The sequence below is a fragment of the Paenarthrobacter sp. 10N417 genome (genome assembly GCF_056394745.1).
This window is the reverse complement of sequence record NZ_JBFTIL010000010.1, coordinates 13,135-29,069: the sequence shown is the minus strand read 5'-3', so window position 1 is coordinate 29,069 and position 15,935 is coordinate 13,135. Positions and strand designations below refer to the sequence as shown.

The following is a 15,935-nucleotide window of genomic DNA, read 5'->3' as shown; positions in this document are numbered from 1 at the left end:
ATCAGTCCTCTAGTTGCTGCGCACGCGCGGGTCGAGGCGGACGTAGAGGATGTCCACCAGGAAGTTCGCCAGCAGCACGGCTGCGGTGATGGTCAGGAACAGGCCCTGCATGAGGGGGTAGTCCAGGCCTTGGACGGCGTTGAGGAGTTGGTAGCCCACGCCGGGATACGCGAACACCACTTCCGTGAGCAGGGCACCGCCCACCACGAATCCCAGTCCCATGCCGAAGCTCGTGACGGACGGCAGCATCGCATTCCGGGCGGCGTACCGGAGCATGATGCGGCCAGGACGGAGCCCCTTGGCCTCGGCCATGGTGATGTAGTCCTCGGAGTTCGTGGCGATCATGGTGTTGCGCATGCCCAGCATCCAGCCACCAATGGAAACCAGCACGATCGTCAGCGCCGGTAGCACGAGGTGCGCACCGACGTCGCCGATGAACTCGGAGGTAAACCCGGGTTCCAAACCATCCGTGAACGCGTGGCGGATCGGGAACCAACCCAGCACCACGCCGAACAGGTACAGCGCACCCATCGCGAGCCAGAAGTACGGGAACGAGCCGATGAACACGAGCACCGGCGGCAGTGCCGAGTCGATCGCGCCGCCCCGCCGCCAAGCGGCCAGGATGCCCAGCAGGTTACCCACGACGGCGGCAATCACCAGCGCGGTTCCGCCCAGCAGGAGGGTCCACCCGATCTGGGAGGAGATAACCTCTGTAACCGGTGTTGGGAAACGGGAGATGGAGACGCCCATCTGGCCCGTGAAGATGTTGTGCATGTAGTCGACGTATTGCTCCCAAATGGGCCGATCGTCCACGCCAAGAAGCTTGCGCAGGGCCTCGATCTGTTCGGGCTGCATTCTGTCCTGGGAGCGGGCAAACATGCGGGAGACGGGGTCGCCGGGCATGAAGCGCGGGAGCAGGAAATTCAGGGTGATGGATGCCCAGAAGGCGATCAGGTAGAAACCCAGGCGGCGCAGGATAAAGCGCACGGTTTCCCTCCATTCGGGAATTACGGAAAGTTTGGGGGCACGCCCGGCGGGAGCTACCGGGTGGCGGTTGCCAGTTGGCGGCTCGCCGCCGGGCGTGCAGTGTGAGGCCCTATGGGGCCTACATTCAGGCGAAGGTTACTTACGCGGTTCCAGCGTGGTCAGCACCAGCACCGTTGTGGGTGACCGTACCGAGAGGGTTGCGTACGGGTTGCCCTCAGTGGGCCAGCCCGTGAAGCGGGTGTCGTTGAAGGCGCCCCATTCCGGGCCGGAGAACAGCGGCACCAGTGGTGCGACGTCGTTGTACTCTTCCTGGAGCTTGTTGGCGATGTCCTTCTGCTTGGACTCGTCGGCCTCTGCTGCGAAGTCGGCCAGCAGGGCATCAGCCTTGGTGTCACCGAAGCGGTGGTAGTTATCGAACGTCTTGGTTCCCACCGGCTTCACGGTTGCCGTGCCCATGGAGGTGTTGAAGTACTTGTACGGGCTGGGGTCGTTGGCGCTCCAGACGATGCCGGAATCGAAGTCGCCCGTCTCGTAACCCGCAACCACGGCAGCCCAGTCCGGGGAGTCAACCTTGGCCGTGACGCCAACCTCGGCGAGGTTCTGCGAAATCACGTTGGCTACTGAAAGCCAGTCAGAAGATGAGGCGCCCACGGAGATCTTGAACTCGAACGGCGAGCCGTCCTTCAGCTTGCGCTTGCCATCAGCACCCTTGGCGTAGCCGGCCTTGTCCAGCAGGTCGTTGGCCTTCTGCACATCCAGCTTGGTCCAGGTGCAGTTGTCCTTGACCTCGGAGTTCTTCCACTTCTCGTAGTTGCCGGAAAGGCCAGTGCAGTCGGCAGGCTTGGCGTAGCCGCTCATGCCGATCTTGGTGACTTGGTCGCGGTCAACGGCCATGCTCAGTGCCTTGCGGACATCAACATCGTTGAAGGGAGCCTTGGCGGTGTTGAGCTGCCAGTTGATCATGGCGCCCGTTGCCGGGAACCAGTACTGGCGGTGTTCCTTGTCCTTGGAAACGAACGTCTTTTCGATGTTCGGGATGTACTGCGGGGCCCAGTCCACGTCCCCGTTCGCGGCGGCGAGGTTGGCGCCGTCGTTCCCTGCAAAAGCGAGCATCTTGATGCCGGCGATCTTCTGCTTTTCCGGCTGCCAGTAGTTGGGGTTCTTCTTCAGTACGAAGGACTGGGCCTGGAAGCTGTCCACTTCCGTGTAGGGGCCGGTGCCCACGGGCTTAGCGTTGGCATCCTTCTCCGGGTCCGCCAGCGCGGACCAGATGTGCTTGGGCAGGATGCTGAGCTGTCCGACGTCGTAAAGGGCCGGCGACCACGGCTTATTGAAGTTGAAGGTGACCTTGTTGGTTCCCTCGGCGGTCACGCTATCCAGGTACTCATAGCCACCCTTGATCTTCTTCTGAAGCTCAAAGGTGTAAGCCACGTCGTCAGCGACGAAGGGCTGGCCATCGGACCATTTCACGCCGTCACGCAACGTGAAGGTGATCGATTTGCCGTCGTCGGCTGCCTTCCACTCAGTTGCCAGCCACGGCACCGTATCTCCCTTTGCCGGGTTGAAGATCAGCAAGGACTCGTAAATGGACTGCTGGACCATCGGGTTGACGGTGGGCGCGAACGGGTTGAAGTTCTGCACGAACGTGCCCATGTCCTCACGCGGAATGGTGAGGAACGCGCTCGCGTTTGCTGCGGCGTCCGTGCCGGCGGTCTTGTTGACGGTGGCGGCACAGCCGGTCAGCAGCATAGCGCCCACCGCCAGTCCGGCCGCCGTGATGCGGGCAGACCTCAGGAATCGGGGTTGTGTCATGATGGTTATCTCTTTCCTATCTTCATCGTCCAAGGTGAAGGGGTGGGTAAGGGGTTTGCTCTTCGAGGTTGATTTCGCGGTCAGACCGAAGAGCGTTCTAGCAGCGGACAGTCGACCAATTGCTGGTCGGCAATGATCGGCTGTCCTGCTGTAAGAGCGGCGAGCGTCTGGACTCCCAGGGCTCCCATTTTTTGGAACGGCAAGGCAACGGTGGTCAGTTTTGGCCTCAGATAGGCCGCAATCAGCTCCTGGTTGTCGAAGCCGATCACGGCGATGTCTCCGGGGATGGTCAGGCCCCGTTCTTTGATGGCGTCGTACGCGCCCATCGCCATGCGGTCGTTGAGGCAGAACAGTGCGGTTGGCCTGTCCTTTTCCGGATAGCGGTCCAGGATTTCGCAGGCGGCCTCGTAGCCGCCGTCGGCCGTTGCGTATCCGGACACCACCAGTTCCGGGTCCAGCTCCAGCCCGGCTTTGGCGAGTGCTTCGCGGGCACCCTCCAAACGTCCGACTGCTGCAGGAATGACCGGGTCAAGGTTGATGATTCCGATCCGGGTGTGGCCGGCTTGAAGCAAGCGCTCGACGGCGACCCTGCCACCCGCACGCTCGTCAGGGACGATCGAGGGCAGCTTTCCGTCCGCGTCGAAGCAGTTGATCAAGACGGTTGGTACTTCGTTGGCACTCTGCGGAACATGCACGCCCCGGTGAAAGGTGGCTGCGTAGAGAAGTCCTTCCACTCGTTGTTCCAGCAGCTTTTCGATGGCGGCATCTTCCAAGCCCTTGTTGGGTCCTACGGCATCGGCCTGGTCGGAGGGCGCGATGAGCAGGAACCGACGATCAAGCCACGCTTGGTCCTGCGCTCCTTTGATGATGTCGACGGCGAACGGTGCCGTCACGATCTCGGTGACAAGCCCGTACCAATCACTGCGCTGAGATGCCAGCGCCCGTGCTCCGGCGTTCGGGCGGTAGCCCAGTGCCTGCACGGCATCGTTGATACGGGTGCGGGTTTCCTCGGAGATGCTGGCGTTTTCGCGGTTGCTCAGCACGAACGAGACCGCGGTCCGGGAGACGCCGGCGTGCTTGGCGACGTCATTCATGGTGACTCCCCGCTGCCGCACAGCCGCGGCTTTGTTGGGGGTGGTGCTTTTCGCCATTGAATGCTCCGGGGTCTTGGTTCTTGTTGGTTCTGGTTGGGAATACTTTTGGTAACGCGCGTTACTTGGAACGTGTGATTTAGGTTACGCGCGTTACCTGTTTCTTGTCAACGCCTTCTTTTTATCCGCCCACGCCCTGCCCCGCCCGAATAGACGACGCGCTGCACACAAGACGACTCCTACCGTCTAGCACGCAGCGAACCATAGAACCGGGCCATCTCCCCTCGTCCAGCGCAGCCACCAGCCACCACCGCGCTAGGCTTCTGCCATGGCATTGATAGCTCCCCGCGTTACAGCCGGGCTCCCCGCCGACGACGCCCGGAATCTGGCACGCTCCCTCCAGGACAGCGACGACATCACCGTGTTCGTCGATGGCACGGTCCACCGCCTGCCCGATCAGGCGAGGGACGCCGTCGTCGATCTTCTTGCGAGGCTGAGCCGCGGCGAAACTGTCACGGTCAGCAGCGTGGAGGAAATGCTAACAACATCGCAGGCCGCTGAACTCGCGGGCATCTCACATACCTACCTGCGCAATATGACCGACCGCGGAGAGATCCCCGTGGAATACCGCGGCACGCATCGGCGAATCCGCCAGGCTGCGATCATGGAATGGCTGGAAACCCAGAAGCGCAAGCAGGCCGAGACCTCCGCGGGAAATGACGCTCCGAGCGACTAAAGCGTCGGAGTGATAAGGATCAAGCAACGATCCCAGCCAACGGGCCAGCACCTGATTAGGCCGGGGTTACGCTTGTTTGGTGGGCAATTTCAAAGGGTGGCATATAGTGGCCGGGGTGGCCGCAATGGCCCTTGCCGCACCCTTGGGATCGGCCATGGGATTGAACTTCGTAGCCACGTTCATGTTTGCCTGCGTTGTCTTCGTGGCGGTCGCCATGTGGACAGAATCCAAGATCGCCCGACGCCGGGAAGCGGCTGATGCTGCCGCCGCCCCTGACGCTTCGCGTGCGGCTGGCGACCCCACTGAGTCCGACGACGTCACCCGGGACTAGGTTCCGGGGGGTCGGATTTGGAACCCACTTCAGCATCCGGCACCGCTTCCTTCTCTAGCAGGGGCGGGCTGACAACACTTGAGGGAGTTGAGTGGTTGCCGCCAGCCACTCTGCAAGATCCCGGTCCAGAATCCGAGCCAACTTCAGACAAGCCTCATGCCCCTGCTCTGCAGTGAGCCTCTGACGCTGCCCAGGTAGGGGAAAACCCGCTACGAACGGCTCATGGTGGGCAGCACGGTTCCGTACAGCATGAACCATTGCCACAACGCCTAGGGTCCAAGACCTCGTGAATCGTTCGCCATCTGCGGCCGCCACGGTCCTGCCGCCGCGGAATGCCTTATTCAGGCACGAGTTCCATAGATTTTCATGAGACATGTGAAATCTTTGCGGTTCTCTGCCTACGTAGCCGCCTGGCTCAAGCAGACCTTTCCAGAAGCCGAACATCAGCCCAGCGATAAGATGACCAGATGTTCGTCGGTCTTGGCCCAGCTTGGACCACGCTTCGGCCAACTTACTCCGGCTAGGGCCATCAAGGCCTATGTCGTTCGCATACCAGAATCGACCAAAGACAGTGTCCAGCTGCTTGGCCATCGCATTCCTCAGAGCTACCTCGACGATTGCAATATCAGCAAGAAGTGCGATCGCCACGTCGCGGTCCCAGACATAGAGCCGCCTGGCCAGCGACGCATCGTGGGAGGCAGCAGCCGCGTAAGTTGCCATCCGGACAGGCGTAATTGCCTCATCGAGAGCTCGGTTGTGAGCACCGTTGGACCATGTTTCAAGATTGGCCAAGTCCTCATGCTCCTTGCTAGGCTGAGTGCGAAGTCCCCGGACCCGCCTCTCTGGACCAGAGCCATGATGCGGCCGGGGTTATTTCTTTGAATTGCCAGTCTAAGCACGTGATTTGCCTGGCCTTCCTCAGATCCGGGTTTATCCACAGGAGGGCTACCGCGGCGCTGTGTATGATCTGCAACCGCGCCGCGAATTTCCCATCTGCCAGCTCCTCCCTTACAGGAAGCCTCGGGCGCTATTCTCAATAAACAGGCAAGAAGAGCTATGGAGCCGCAGGGCTATCCAAAGCACAATTGAGAACCGGAGGTTCGGGAGCTGACGACGCTACTATCTGCCGACGTCGAGGCCTGCGGGCTGACCGGCCGGATTCTTTGGACGCATGGAACGGCACCGCCGCGGCCGGGCGGCCATGCCAACCCCGAGCCTCTCGAATCCGGGGACCAGAGGGAGCCCGCCTATGTCCTCATCCACGGGATCGGCGTTTCGCACCGCTACCTGGCCAGGCTTCATGCCGTCCTTGCCGCCAGCGTCCCCACCTATTCGCTGGATCTTCCGGGTTTTGCCGGGACTCCGAAACCCGGCCGGCAACTGTCCGTTGAGGACTATGGCGCATTCATTGCTGAGGCACTTAAGGCGTGCGGCATCGATTCGTACATTCTGGTGGGGCATTCCATGGGCGTGCAGTTCGCTATCGAAGCGGCCCTCCACGAGCCCGAATGCGCTCAGCAGCTGGCGCTCATGGGCCCTGTGGTGGACTCCCGGCACAAGAACGTGGCCCGGCAGTCGCTGGCCCTGTTCCTGGATGGCCTACTCCGCGAAAGCCCATCGTCCAACTGGATTGTGGTCACGGACTACCTGCAATGTGGGCCGCGCTGGTACCTCACGGAGCTGCCCGTGATGATGAAGTACCCGACGGAGAAGCAGCTGGCCAAAGTCCGAACTCCCGTGCTGGTGCTCCGAGGGAGCCGCGATCACGTCGCGGGGCCGGACTGGGCTCTTCGCCTCTCGCGGGCAATTCCTCAAGGGCGGCTGGTGGAGATCCCGGGCGTGGGCCATGTTGCACAGCACATGCGCCCCAAGGCCGTGGCGGACGCTATCAGGAGCTTTGTCGCGGCGACATCCCGGCAGAGTTAGGTGTCCCGCAAGAGTTAGGCGTCCCGCCGGAGTCATGCACTAGTGCACGACGGCGAATCCCGGCATGGGTGCCCCTTGTTGGGTTTGCGATCTGGAGACTAGGCTGGCCGGGCAAGCACTATAGTAAGTTTGCTTAGGAAGGGCGACCATGACCAGCTATGACCCAGAGGACGATCCCCGGACCTTCGGCGCCTCGGGCGCAGCCGAGCCGGACGACACCGCGGGCGACACTGCCGGCGATCCGGATGATGTCCACACCGACCCAGACATGCGCCAGGACGAAGAGGACGATCCCGCAGCTTCCGCCAACCCCGACCCCCTGGATGGCAACGTCACAGGACTTGAGCCTGGGGGCGGCGTACCCCCGGGCGAAACCCCGCCTGCAGAGGACAGCATGAGCAGCGACCAGGGGCACGAAGAGTAGGTCGTCGCCAAGCCGCTGTTACGTTGTTGGGCAACAACGTATTAGCGGCTCAACGACTTAACAGCGGTCCAACAACGGAGAACCACAACCGAGGACCAACCAAGGCTACGGCAGTCTCAGGATCTCCCCGAGGTCGTAATCAGCAGGCTCTTCGAGTTGCGAGTAAGTGCAGCTCTCCGGAGTCCGGTCCGGCCGCCACCGACGAAACTGGGTGGTGTGCCGGAACCGCTCGCCCTCCATGTAGTCGTAGGCAACCTCAATGACGAGTTCCGGCCGGAGGGGAACAAAGGAGAAGTCCTTACCGGCGCTCCACCGGCTCTGTGCGCCCGGCATTCGAGAACCTGTAGCTGCCGCGTCTCCTTGATCGGCCCACTGGCCCCAAGGATGTTCGCTGAATTCCGTCTGATACGGCTCAAGTTCGGCCACCAGGCTTTCGCGCTTGGCCATGGGAAATGAAGCCACCACCCCCACGTGCTGCAGCTGGCCGGCGTCGTTATATAGCCCGAGCAGCATCGACCCCACAACCTTTCCCGTTTTGTGCCACCGGAATCCAGCCACCACACAGTCCGCGGTCCGTTTATGCTTGGTCTTGAACATGACGCGCTTATTCGGCTGGTACGTCCCCCCGAGCGGTTTGGAAAGTATGCCGTCAAGCCCAGCACCTTCCAGCTGCACGAACCACTCCTGCGCTTGATCAAGTTCTGTCACGGCAGGCGTTACGTACACGGGCGCCTCAGCCTTGGCCATTGCCTTCTCCAAGGCGGCTCGACGCTCCGAAAACGGCTTGTCCATGAGGTTCTCCCCGCCCAGGGCAAGGATGTCGAATCCAATGAAGGAGGACGGTGTCTTTTCGGCAAGCATCCGCACACGGCTATCGGCAGGATGGATGCGCTGCTGAAGGCCCTCGAAATCGAGCCTGTTGTCAGCTATGAGGACGATCTCGCCGTCGATCACGCATTTGTCCGGGAGGTTCTTCTGAAGGGCTTCCACCAACTCGGGAAAGTACCGCGTCATGGGACGTTCGTTGCGGCTGCCCAGGATGATCTCGTCACCATCTTTGAAAACGATGGTCCTGAACCCGTCCCACTTGGGCTCAAAATGGCCCACATCAGGGATCGACGGAACGGACTTGGCAAGCATGGGCGAAATGGGCGGCATCACTGGGAGGTCCATACGACTATGTTCTACCTGCCAGCCGCGGCGGAAGCTAGTCTTGGGCGATGGATATCTTGGCCGTTCTAGTGGCTGTACTGGCAGCACCTGCCTTCATTGCGGCCCTTTGGTTCTGGGTCTCGCGACAGAACAGCAAGGGGAAAGTCCGGCGCGGCGCCGCGGGTGGGATCCTGGGCGTGGCGGACGAAATTTTCCGACCCGAGACCCATTACGCACACCAAGTCCAAAGGATCCAGCAAGAGCTGCCAGCCCCGGCTCCGGCCCCGGAGCCTAAGTCCTAGCGGACCTTCGCGCTGGAAGGCGTCCCGCCCGTTACATTAATGTGACTTTACTATGGCGCTCATGTACGGTCTAAGAGCGACCCGTATCTCCGCTGGGCCGCTTCCGGGTTGACGCCGAGCTCTGCCGCAAACCGGGATCCGCCAGACTAGCGGCAGAGACGGGGGACCCAGAGTTCCCGGGCCTGATTTTCCATAGGCCCTTGGGGTGAAGCCGCCATGTGCGGCCGGACGGCCTCGTCCGAACCCGACAGCTAACCTCGCAGGCGTTGAGAGGCAACCACCATGTCCCCAACCATGGATCAGCCGCGCCGCGCCCAAATAGCGCGCGAGCGTACCCAACCAACCGGACGCCGTCGGGCCCAACCCAGCGGATCCTCCACCAGCACGCCGGAAGCAGAAACAGGTTCTACAAGCACGACGCCGGAACCCGCCACTGCTTCTGTTCCCACCTCTGCGGCGCCCACCACGCGCGCAGCCGCTCGCGCGGCAGAGCGTGAACGGGCAGCCCAAGCTGTAATCGCTCCTCAAACAGCTCCGGCAGAAACTGCCCCAGTAGACTCCGCTGCTCTGGAGCCGGCTACGGCTGCGATTCCAACAGTTCTGGCGCCCACGCCGGTCGCTCCCGAACCGGCTGCAGATCCCGAGCCCGCCACCGCTGCCATCCCGATGGTGGCTGCTGCTGCACCCACCCCCGCCGCGCACGAACCCGAGCCCGCCACCGCTGCCATCCCGATAGTGCAGGCGCCCACGCCCGGCCCTGGGGATCCGGTCACAGCTGAAATTCCGACCGTTGCCACCCCTCTTCCCACGCCTGCGGCTCCGGCATTTCCTGCTTCGCCGGCACAGGCGAAGAGCCCTGCCCAGCTCGCGGCAGCCGCCACCGCGGCAGCTGGTCTCGCAAGCCGGAAAGCCCTTCGTGCCCAAGCATCCGGGAGCGGGACAGCCCCTTCCGCGACAACGGTTGCCGAGTCCCCGACGGGCGTTGTCCCCACGTTTGGAGCGTCGTCCTTCAGCCACGAACCACATGCAGTCCTCACCAAGGCCGCCTCGGTCAAGACAATGGGCCAGCGCATGGCAGTCGTCGCTGGGGCATTGGGCCTGGTATTGACCGTTGGCACCATGAGCCGGGCCTTCGAGCTTCCCTTCTTCGGGCAGGAAACACCGGCTCAGGAAGCCAGTGACGCAAAGACGGGTGGCGACAGCAGGCAGTCAACCTCGGCCACCCCCGCACCCAGCTCGTCCAGCTCTACTGCATCAGCGTCGTCGGCGACCAGCGAGGCCGGACAGCCGGCAACTGTTGCAACGCAGTCGTCAGAAGAGGCACCCGCTCAGGGGTCGTCGTCGTCACTTCCGACTCCGCAAGTTTCACTCGCGGATCCCGTTTGGGTCCCTTCGTCGGCCCCGTCGGCTGTTGTTCCTGTGCCGGGCGTGACAACTCCTGTCCCAACCCAGCCGGCCCCGAGCCCGGTTCCGTCGGACACGGTTACCACCCCACCCGCCACAACGACGCCCAGCCCCACGGTTACTCCGACGCCTACTCCAACCCAGACTCAGGCACCGAAGCCAAAGCCAACCGGAAATCCAAATGCCACCACGCCGTCAAGTGGTTCAGCCTTGGACCTGGACGGCATACTTGACGGCGCCACAGGGATCTTGAAGTGAGCACACAACTTCCCAGGACCAGCAAGCACGTCGGATGGCACGGCCGGTACTGCAGCAGCAGCCGCACTGCCACCTTCCGCAATCGGATGGGCCGTTGGAGCTGCCAACGGCTGCGTCGGGCCTAAGGAATCACAGCTACAGCAATCACGGTAACAAGATGAGGCAGGCACCCGCGCGAGTGCCTGCCTCATCTGTTCCGTCTCGCTTTTTGTTTCGTGTGGCTCTTGTTCCTGGCATGGCGTTTCTAACCCAGCAGCCACGCGACCATGACCAGTGCCCCGATGCAGAGCACCGTTGTGCAGAGGATGACGTCCCTGGCCATTGTCATTCCGCGTCCGTAGGGAGAAGCGAAAAGGAAAACGTTCTGGGCGGTTGGAAGGGCTGCCATGATGACGCTGGCCAGGAGGTGCTGCCCCTCCAGGCCGAACACAAAGCGTCCCAGCGCCCAGACCACCACGGGCATGCCCGCCACCTTCAGGGTGGTTGCCACCACGGTCTCCACGCGGCCATCCCCCTTTTGGAGAGGTGCCTTGCCTGCCAGCGACATGCCAAAAGCCAACAGAACCATGGGCACGGCCGCGCCAGCCAGCATGTCGATGGGTTTCTGGACGAGTTCGGGTGCCTCCCACCCCGTAAGAGCCATCACCACTCCCAGCCCCGAGGCGATAATCATGGGATTGGAGAAGGGCTGCAACAGCATTCGTTTCCAGGAGATTTTTGTACCACCTGCCACGCCCAGGACGCTGAGGTAGAAGGGTGCCATGATCAGGAGTTGAACCAGAAGGACTGGAGCAACGTGCTGCGCCGTGCCCACTGCATACAACGAGACAGGAATGCCAATGTTGTTCGCGTTGGCATAACTACTGGCCATGGCACCAACTGCCGTTTCGGCGACCGGCCGCCGGAAGAACACGAAGCTCAGCAAACAATAGAGAAGGCCTATAACGGCTGCTGACAGGAGCGCCAGAGGGGCGTCAACCCCGAGTGCGGCACGGATATCGCTTTTCCCTACCACGGTGAACAGCAGCGCAGGATTGGTGATGTAGAAGGCCGTTCGAGTCAGTGCGCTTTGGACATCAGGGGCCAGCACTTTGTAGCGGGCGGCGAAATAGCCCACCGCGATGACCGAGGCGACGATGAGGATCCCCGAGACAACGCCGCCCACCTTGCTCCTAAAAATTGTTGAGAAACCGCTTTCTCAGCGTAGGGGACGCCTGCGTGGGTGTCCACTTCAGCGCTACCGTTCCCCAACACGCGTTCCACAACACTTGGCGACTCACCGGCACGACACCCGCTAGATCCGGGGGCGCGAGGCCCACCGCTGGGCCTTTAGTGCAGCATGCAGCTCGAGCCGGATCCCACCGCTCAACGGATCAGCGCCGATGAGTTGGCGGATCCGGCCGAGGCGGTTGTAGATGCTGCTCCTGTGCAAGTGGAGTTTCGCTGCTACGTCCTGCACGGAGCTGTCGTTGTCGTAGAGCAGTTCCAGCACTGGCAGGAGTTCGCCGTTCTTGTCCGCGTCTTCCAAGGTGCGGAAATGAACGGAGCCCGTGTCATCCCAGCCGCCCGGCGCTTGAAGACGATCGAAGAGTTGATAGACGCCAACCGCCCGGCTCTCCACCAGTTCCCCAAGGGGTGGATCCACGGCTGCGGCTTGTGCTGCCACTTTCGATTGCCTGTACGCGCCTGCCAATTGCCGGATGACCTGGAACGGCTCGCTAATGCCCAGGATCACCCGGTCCACCGCGCGGCCCGCCCGCTTGGCGAGCTCCAATTGATAGTGCACCAGGACCTGGGCGTGATCCGCCCGGCCACCGGATTCCCGGAACAGGACGACGGAATGCGTCTCCGTCCCAGCGCTGAATAACGCGGCGTTGACACCAATGGTGGACTGCAACGCTGCTGTCCGGTGGGTTAGCGTTGCGGCAATGGGGTCGACGTCGGCTCCCCCACCATCCGCGTCCAGGACGGTCACCAGTTGCCACGGACCGCGGCCCTGGATCTCCTTCCAACCGGCCACCGCTGCCACTGCGTTCGACTCGCCGGCACAGGCGGAGAGGAACTCCTGCTCCCGCCTCCTTCGGAACTCTGATTCGGCTGTGTTGGAATCGAGCAACAAACCAGCCAACAGGTCCAGTTCGTCACGCACGCCGGGCAATTCGGCGAGTATCGCCGTCGCGGTTTGCTCCTCAAGGTCCTGCTGCACCCATAAGTAGCCCACCCGAAAACCCCGCACCAGCAGCGGGACGCAAACCCGGCCGAGCATGCCCAGCTCGTCGTTCGCCGGAACAACAACGGGGCGCACCGCCGTCGAGATGCCGTGCGAGAGCTGCCAGGCACTGACATCGCTCGGCACGCGTTTGCTCAGGAGGAAGTTCACCCTGACGCGGTCGGCGTGTGACTGGTTGGAACTGTAGGCGAGGAGGACGCCGTCGAGGTCCTCCAGGGACAGCCCCCTGCCCAGCTTTAGCGCCACGCGTTCAACGATCTCCTCGACGTCCTGCTGCATCCAGAAAGCGTACCAACACTAGGCGACACCTGACGCTCTAGCACTCGACAAATGTCGACCTCAATGGAAGAAGATCCTTGAATTTACAGGGATTTCGCTTCAGCTGGGCTGGAGGATCATGTCGCCTGCCTCACAGCCGGATTTATTCTGGAATCACAGCCCGCAGCAAATATCCGGCCGAAAAAGCCGCTAACGATGGAGCCAGCAAATGATCATCGGCGTCCCTAAAGAAATCAAGAACAACGAGTTCCGCGTAGCCATCACGGCCGCCGGTGTCCACGAGTTCCGCACTCACGGACACACCGTTCTGGTTGAGCGGGGCGCGGGCTTGGGCTCTGGTATCACGGACGAGGAGTACTCGATCGCCGGCGCCGAAATCGTTGCCGACGCGGACGACGTCTGGGGCCGGGCCGACATGGTTATGAAGGTCAAGGAACCCATCAAGGCCGAGTACCACCGCTTCCGCAAGGGCCTGATCCTCTTCACGTACCTGCACCTGGCCGCCGAGCCCGAGCTCACCGCCGAGCTCATCAACTCCGGTGTCACGGCCATCGCCTACGAAACGGTCCAGGAAGGACGCACCCTTCCGCTGCTCGCCCCGATGTCAGAGGTCGCAGGGCGCCTGTCCGTCGTGGTCGGCGCCTCTTCGCTCATGGCACCGGCCGGCGGCAAGGGCATCCTCCTTGGCGGCGTACCGGGCGTACGCCCGGCCAAAGTTGTTGTCCTCGGCGCAGGTGTTGCGGGAACCAACGCCGCCGCCATGGCACTGGGCCTCGGTGCTGATGTCACCATCATGGACATCAACATCAACCGGCTGCGGGAACTCGACGCCCTCTACCAGGGCCGCTTGAAGACCGTGGCATCCAACGCCTACGAGATCGAGAAGTCAGTTGTCGACGCAGATCTCGTGATCGGCTCCGTCCTGATCCCCGGCGCCAAGGCGCCCAAGCTCGTCACCAACGAACTTGTGTCCCGAATGAAGCCGGGCTCTGTCCTGGTGGACATCGCCGTGGACCAGGGCGGTTGCTTCGAGGACACACATCCCACCACCCACCAGGAACCGACGTACAAGGTCCACAACTCGATCTTCTACTGCGTTGCCAACATGCCTGGCGCTGTTCCCAACACCTCCACGTACGCACTGACCAACGTCACCCTGCGCTACGCCGTGGCACTGGCCAACCTGGGCGTCAAGGCCGCATTCGACCGCGACCCCGCCCTGGCCGCCGGCCTCAACATCGCTGCAGGCCACGTGGCACACCACTCGGTTTCGGAGGCGCACAACCTGCCCCTCGTGGCCGACTGGCACAGCGTGGTTACCGCCTAGGCTTTGCCCTTGCGTTGACAAGTCGCTGACCCGCTGTTTCGTCGCTGCCCAGCGACGAAACAGCGGGTTTTCCACGCTCTGGGGATTGGTGAGCGTCAACGGGCTCTCTAGCCGTTGCCGGGAGTGACTGGTTCCTCCGGGACAACGTGAGTGGGGACTGGCACGGGGATATCCGATTGCCGAAGGGTCGGTGGGGTTACGTTCGGCGCCTCGATGCCGGGAGGCGTGATGGGCGCCGCGGGAGTCGGGATGCTGATGTTGCCGGGCTGACCATTTCCGGGGATCTTCGGTGTTTCGGGCATTCCCCCGTTGGGAGCCTTGGGTTCATTAGGGTGTCCTGACGCTCCGTTGGTGCCGTCTTGAGACTCCTGGCTGGGGTTGGCAGTTTTCCCGGTCGGCGTGTTGCCCGCTGGGTTGTGACCGGATGGGTAAGGGTACGCGGGAGTCACAGTGCGGCCACGCTCCTGCTCTGAGGGGGAACCAGGATTCTGCCTTGATCCATTGCCTGATCCTGGCGTGAGCTGCGAAACTACTGTGCCGATTGTGGAGCCCAGGTGTTGGAAAGCTCCCGGGATGCCGCCCTCGGAAGCGGCTGCAGCCGTAGCACCGCCTGCCAATGACACTGCCACAGCGAACCCGGCGATCGCAGCACGGCGCTTACGACGACGGCGGGCCGCGAGTTCGTCAGTAGAGGTTGGGTCAGTCGGGGTTGGGTCAGTCGGGGTTGAGCCAGTCGGGGTTGGGTCAGTGGGCCCTTGGACTGACGTAAGTATCGCCGTCGGTGCACCTGCCACCGCGGAGGTGACCTCCGCCGTCGTGCTTCTGCTGCTGGCAGCCGGGTCGCTGATCATCAACGCACGGACGGCCGCGGAGGGCGTCGGAGGGGTGCTGGCGAGGGAGCGCAGTTCAAGAAGTTCGGCACGGATGTCGAGGGCGTCGTCGAGTCCGGAATCGGCCAACAGGCGGTCAACGGCCTGCTCGCCCGGAGAACCGTCGGTGCGACCGCTCCGCCGTCCGGCGGGTGTGATGTGTTCACTCATGGTGTGCCATTCCTTCGTAGTGCACTTTTCCTCAGTGCACTCAATGCCCTGCGCTGCAGTTGTTTTATTGCCCCTTGGGATTTGCCCATGATGGCCGCCGTTTCTTCCACCGAGAGGTCAGCCACCACCCTCAATGCCAGAACCTCGCGATGATCTGCAGCGAGGTCCTCCAGAAGTTCCGTGACGCCCAGGCTGCCGCGGCCAAATGCCTGGTCTTCTGCCGACGGCGCCCGTCGCGCGTCCAACTCAGCCTCGTACGGAGCTGAATCCGGGGTGCGTTCGCGCTTGCGATAATGGTCCACCATACGCGCGTGGGCGATCGAGAACAGCAGGGTCCTGGCGCCTTGGAGACCGCCCTCCAGGTCCGGCAGCTTCGGATACAGGGCAAGGAAGACGTCCTGCGTGACGGCTTCGGGATCGTCCACACCACGGGCTCGGAGGTAACCGAAAACCGGCCCTGAAAACTGGTTGTAGGCATCGGTGAAGAGCAGAGCGGGATCGTCCTCGTCCGTCTGCACATATTCATCAGCTAGTGGGTTTAGCACCCGTGGATGCCTCCATCCCGCGCAGCGCAGCGGCCTCTTTGGAGCACCGTCCCCGGTTGTTTTCCGGGCTCAGGACATCCATTGCCACTGC

At 62.5% G+C, this 15,935-nt stretch carries 14 protein-coding genes and 1 riboswitch; of the genes, 6 read left to right on the top strand and 8 right to left on the bottom strand.

Going from position 1 to position 15,935, the window contains the following annotated elements:
• Positions 1-9 precede the first annotated feature (9 nt).
• The 3 genes from AC1DCM_RS13915 to AC1DCM_RS13905 all read right to left on the bottom strand — a co-directional run bounded on the left by AC1DCM_RS13915 (position 10) and on the right by AC1DCM_RS13905 (position 3,950).
• Positions 10-987 carry an ABC transporter permease gene (locus tag AC1DCM_RS13915; RefSeq protein ID WP_477518678.1) on the bottom strand — a complete coding sequence of 326 codons (978 nt, stop codon included), beginning with the start codon at positions 985-987 and terminating at the stop codon, positions 10-12.
• A 135-nt stretch (positions 988-1,122) separates the two neighbouring features.
• Entirely contained in the window at positions 1,123-2,799 is a 1,677-nt protein-coding gene (locus AC1DCM_RS13910) for an ABC transporter substrate-binding protein (RefSeq protein ID WP_477518677.1), read from the bottom strand.
• An 80-nt stretch (positions 2,800-2,879) separates the two neighbouring features.
• Complete coding sequence (locus tag AC1DCM_RS13905; protein WP_442004470.1) at positions 2,880-3,950, bottom strand: LacI family DNA-binding transcriptional regulator; 1,071 nt, start codon at positions 3,948-3,950, stop codon at positions 2,880-2,882.
• Positions 3,951-4,218: 268 nt separating this feature from the next.
• Here AC1DCM_RS13905 and AC1DCM_RS13900 point away from each other — a divergent pair, with 268 nt between their 5' ends.
• The 4 genes from AC1DCM_RS13900 (at position 4,219) to AC1DCM_RS13885 (ending at position 7,307) form a co-directional block, all read left to right on the top strand.
• Positions 4,219-4,626 carry a helix-turn-helix domain-containing protein gene (locus AC1DCM_RS13900; protein WP_477518676.1) on the top strand — a complete coding sequence of 136 codons (408 nt, stop codon included), beginning with the start codon at positions 4,219-4,221 and terminating at the stop codon, positions 4,624-4,626.
• 124 nt (positions 4,627-4,750) lie between these two features.
• Entirely contained in the window at positions 4,751-4,957 is a 207-nt protein-coding gene (locus AC1DCM_RS13895) for a hypothetical protein (protein ID WP_477518675.1), read from the top strand.
• Between the two features lie 1,107 nt (positions 4,958-6,064).
• Positions 6,065-6,883 carry an alpha/beta fold hydrolase gene (locus AC1DCM_RS13890; RefSeq protein ID WP_477518775.1) on the top strand — a complete coding sequence of 273 codons (819 nt, stop codon included), beginning with the start codon at positions 6,065-6,067 and terminating at the stop codon, positions 6,881-6,883.
• A gap of 148 nt (positions 6,884-7,031) precedes the next feature.
• Entirely contained in the window at positions 7,032-7,307 is a 276-nt protein-coding gene (locus tag AC1DCM_RS13885; protein ID WP_477518674.1) for a DUF6480 family protein, read from the top strand.
• 105 nt (positions 7,308-7,412) lie between these two features.
• On the opposite strand, the gene AC1DCM_RS13880 is transcribed toward AC1DCM_RS13885, so the two are convergent.
• A complete protein-coding gene (locus tag AC1DCM_RS13880) occupies positions 7,413-8,480 on the bottom strand; it encodes an ATP-dependent DNA ligase (RefSeq protein ID WP_477518673.1) in 1,068 nt (355 codons plus the stop codon).
• A 410-nt stretch (positions 8,481-8,890) separates the two neighbouring features.
• Positions 8,891-9,041: riboswitch (cyclic di-AMP (ydaO/yuaA leader) on the top strand.
• Between the two features lie 2 nt (positions 9,042-9,043).
• Here AC1DCM_RS13880 and AC1DCM_RS13875 point away from each other — a divergent pair.
• Positions 9,044-10,423, top strand: coding sequence for a hypothetical protein (locus AC1DCM_RS13875; RefSeq protein ID WP_477518672.1), 1,380 nt, complete (start codon positions 9,044-9,046; stop codon positions 10,421-10,423).
• Between the two features lie 244 nt (positions 10,424-10,667).
• Here AC1DCM_RS13875 and AC1DCM_RS13870 read toward each other — a convergent pair whose 3' ends face one another.
• Together AC1DCM_RS13870 and AC1DCM_RS13865 are read right to left on the bottom strand one after the other, a co-directional pair.
• Entirely contained in the window at positions 10,668-11,588 is a 921-nt protein-coding gene (locus AC1DCM_RS13870) for an AEC family transporter (protein ID WP_477518671.1), read from the bottom strand.
• 129 nt (positions 11,589-11,717) lie between these two features.
• Positions 11,718-12,932, bottom strand: coding sequence for a PucR family transcriptional regulator (locus AC1DCM_RS13865; protein WP_477518670.1), 1,215 nt, complete (start codon positions 12,930-12,932; stop codon positions 11,718-11,720).
• Between the two features lie 208 nt (positions 12,933-13,140).
• On the opposite strand from AC1DCM_RS13865, the gene ald reads away from it, so the two are divergent.
• Positions 13,141-14,259: an alanine dehydrogenase gene (ald, locus tag AC1DCM_RS13860; RefSeq protein WP_216926266.1), complete on the top strand. Its 1,119-nt coding sequence runs from the start codon at positions 13,141-13,143 to the stop codon at positions 14,257-14,259.
• Positions 14,260-14,366: 107 nt separating this feature from the next.
• On the opposite strand, the gene AC1DCM_RS13855 is transcribed toward ald, so the two are convergent.
• Entirely contained in the window at positions 14,367-15,299 is a 933-nt protein-coding gene (locus AC1DCM_RS13855; protein ID WP_477518669.1) for a hypothetical protein, read from the bottom strand.
• A complete protein-coding gene (locus AC1DCM_RS13850) occupies positions 15,296-15,844 on the bottom strand; it encodes an RNA polymerase sigma factor (protein WP_442004459.1) in 549 nt (182 codons plus the stop codon). The genes AC1DCM_RS13855 and AC1DCM_RS13850 overlap by 4 nt, the downstream gene beginning before the upstream one ends.
• Positions 15,845-15,935 lie beyond the last annotated feature (91 nt).

What these genes read in the sequence shown, in the direction of transcription:
- AC1DCM_RS13910 (WP_477518677.1), bottom strand. Translation starts at nt 2,799, where the DNA reads ATGACACAACCCCGATTCCTGAGGTCTGCCCGCATCACGGCGGCCGGA.
- AC1DCM_RS13855 (WP_477518669.1), bottom strand. Translation starts at nt 15,299, where the DNA reads ATGAGTGAACACATCACACCCGCCGGACGGCGGAGCGGTCGCACCGAC.
- ald (WP_216926266.1), top strand. Translation starts at nt 13,141, where the DNA reads ATGATCATCGGCGTCCCTAAAGAAATCAAGAACAACGAGTTCCGCGTA.
- AC1DCM_RS13865 (WP_477518670.1), bottom strand. Translation starts at nt 12,932, where the DNA reads ATGCAGCAGGACGTCGAGGAGATCGTTGAACGCGTGGCGCTAAAGCTG.
- AC1DCM_RS13905 (WP_442004470.1), bottom strand. Translation starts at nt 3,950, where the DNA reads ATGGCGAAAAGCACCACCCCCAACAAAGCCGCGGCTGTGCGGCAGCGG.
- AC1DCM_RS13885 (WP_477518674.1), top strand. Translation starts at nt 7,032, where the DNA reads ATGACCAGCTATGACCCAGAGGACGATCCCCGGACCTTCGGCGCCTCG.
- AC1DCM_RS13900 (WP_477518676.1), top strand. Translation starts at nt 4,219, where the DNA reads ATGGCATTGATAGCTCCCCGCGTTACAGCCGGGCTCCCCGCCGACGAC.
- AC1DCM_RS13880 (WP_477518673.1), bottom strand. Translation starts at nt 8,480, where the DNA reads ATGGACCTCCCAGTGATGCCGCCCATTTCGCCCATGCTTGCCAAGTCC.
- AC1DCM_RS13875 (WP_477518672.1), top strand. Translation starts at nt 9,044, where the DNA reads ATGTCCCCAACCATGGATCAGCCGCGCCGCGCCCAAATAGCGCGCGAG.
- AC1DCM_RS13895 (WP_477518675.1), top strand. Translation starts at nt 4,751, where the DNA reads ATGGCCCTTGCCGCACCCTTGGGATCGGCCATGGGATTGAACTTCGTA.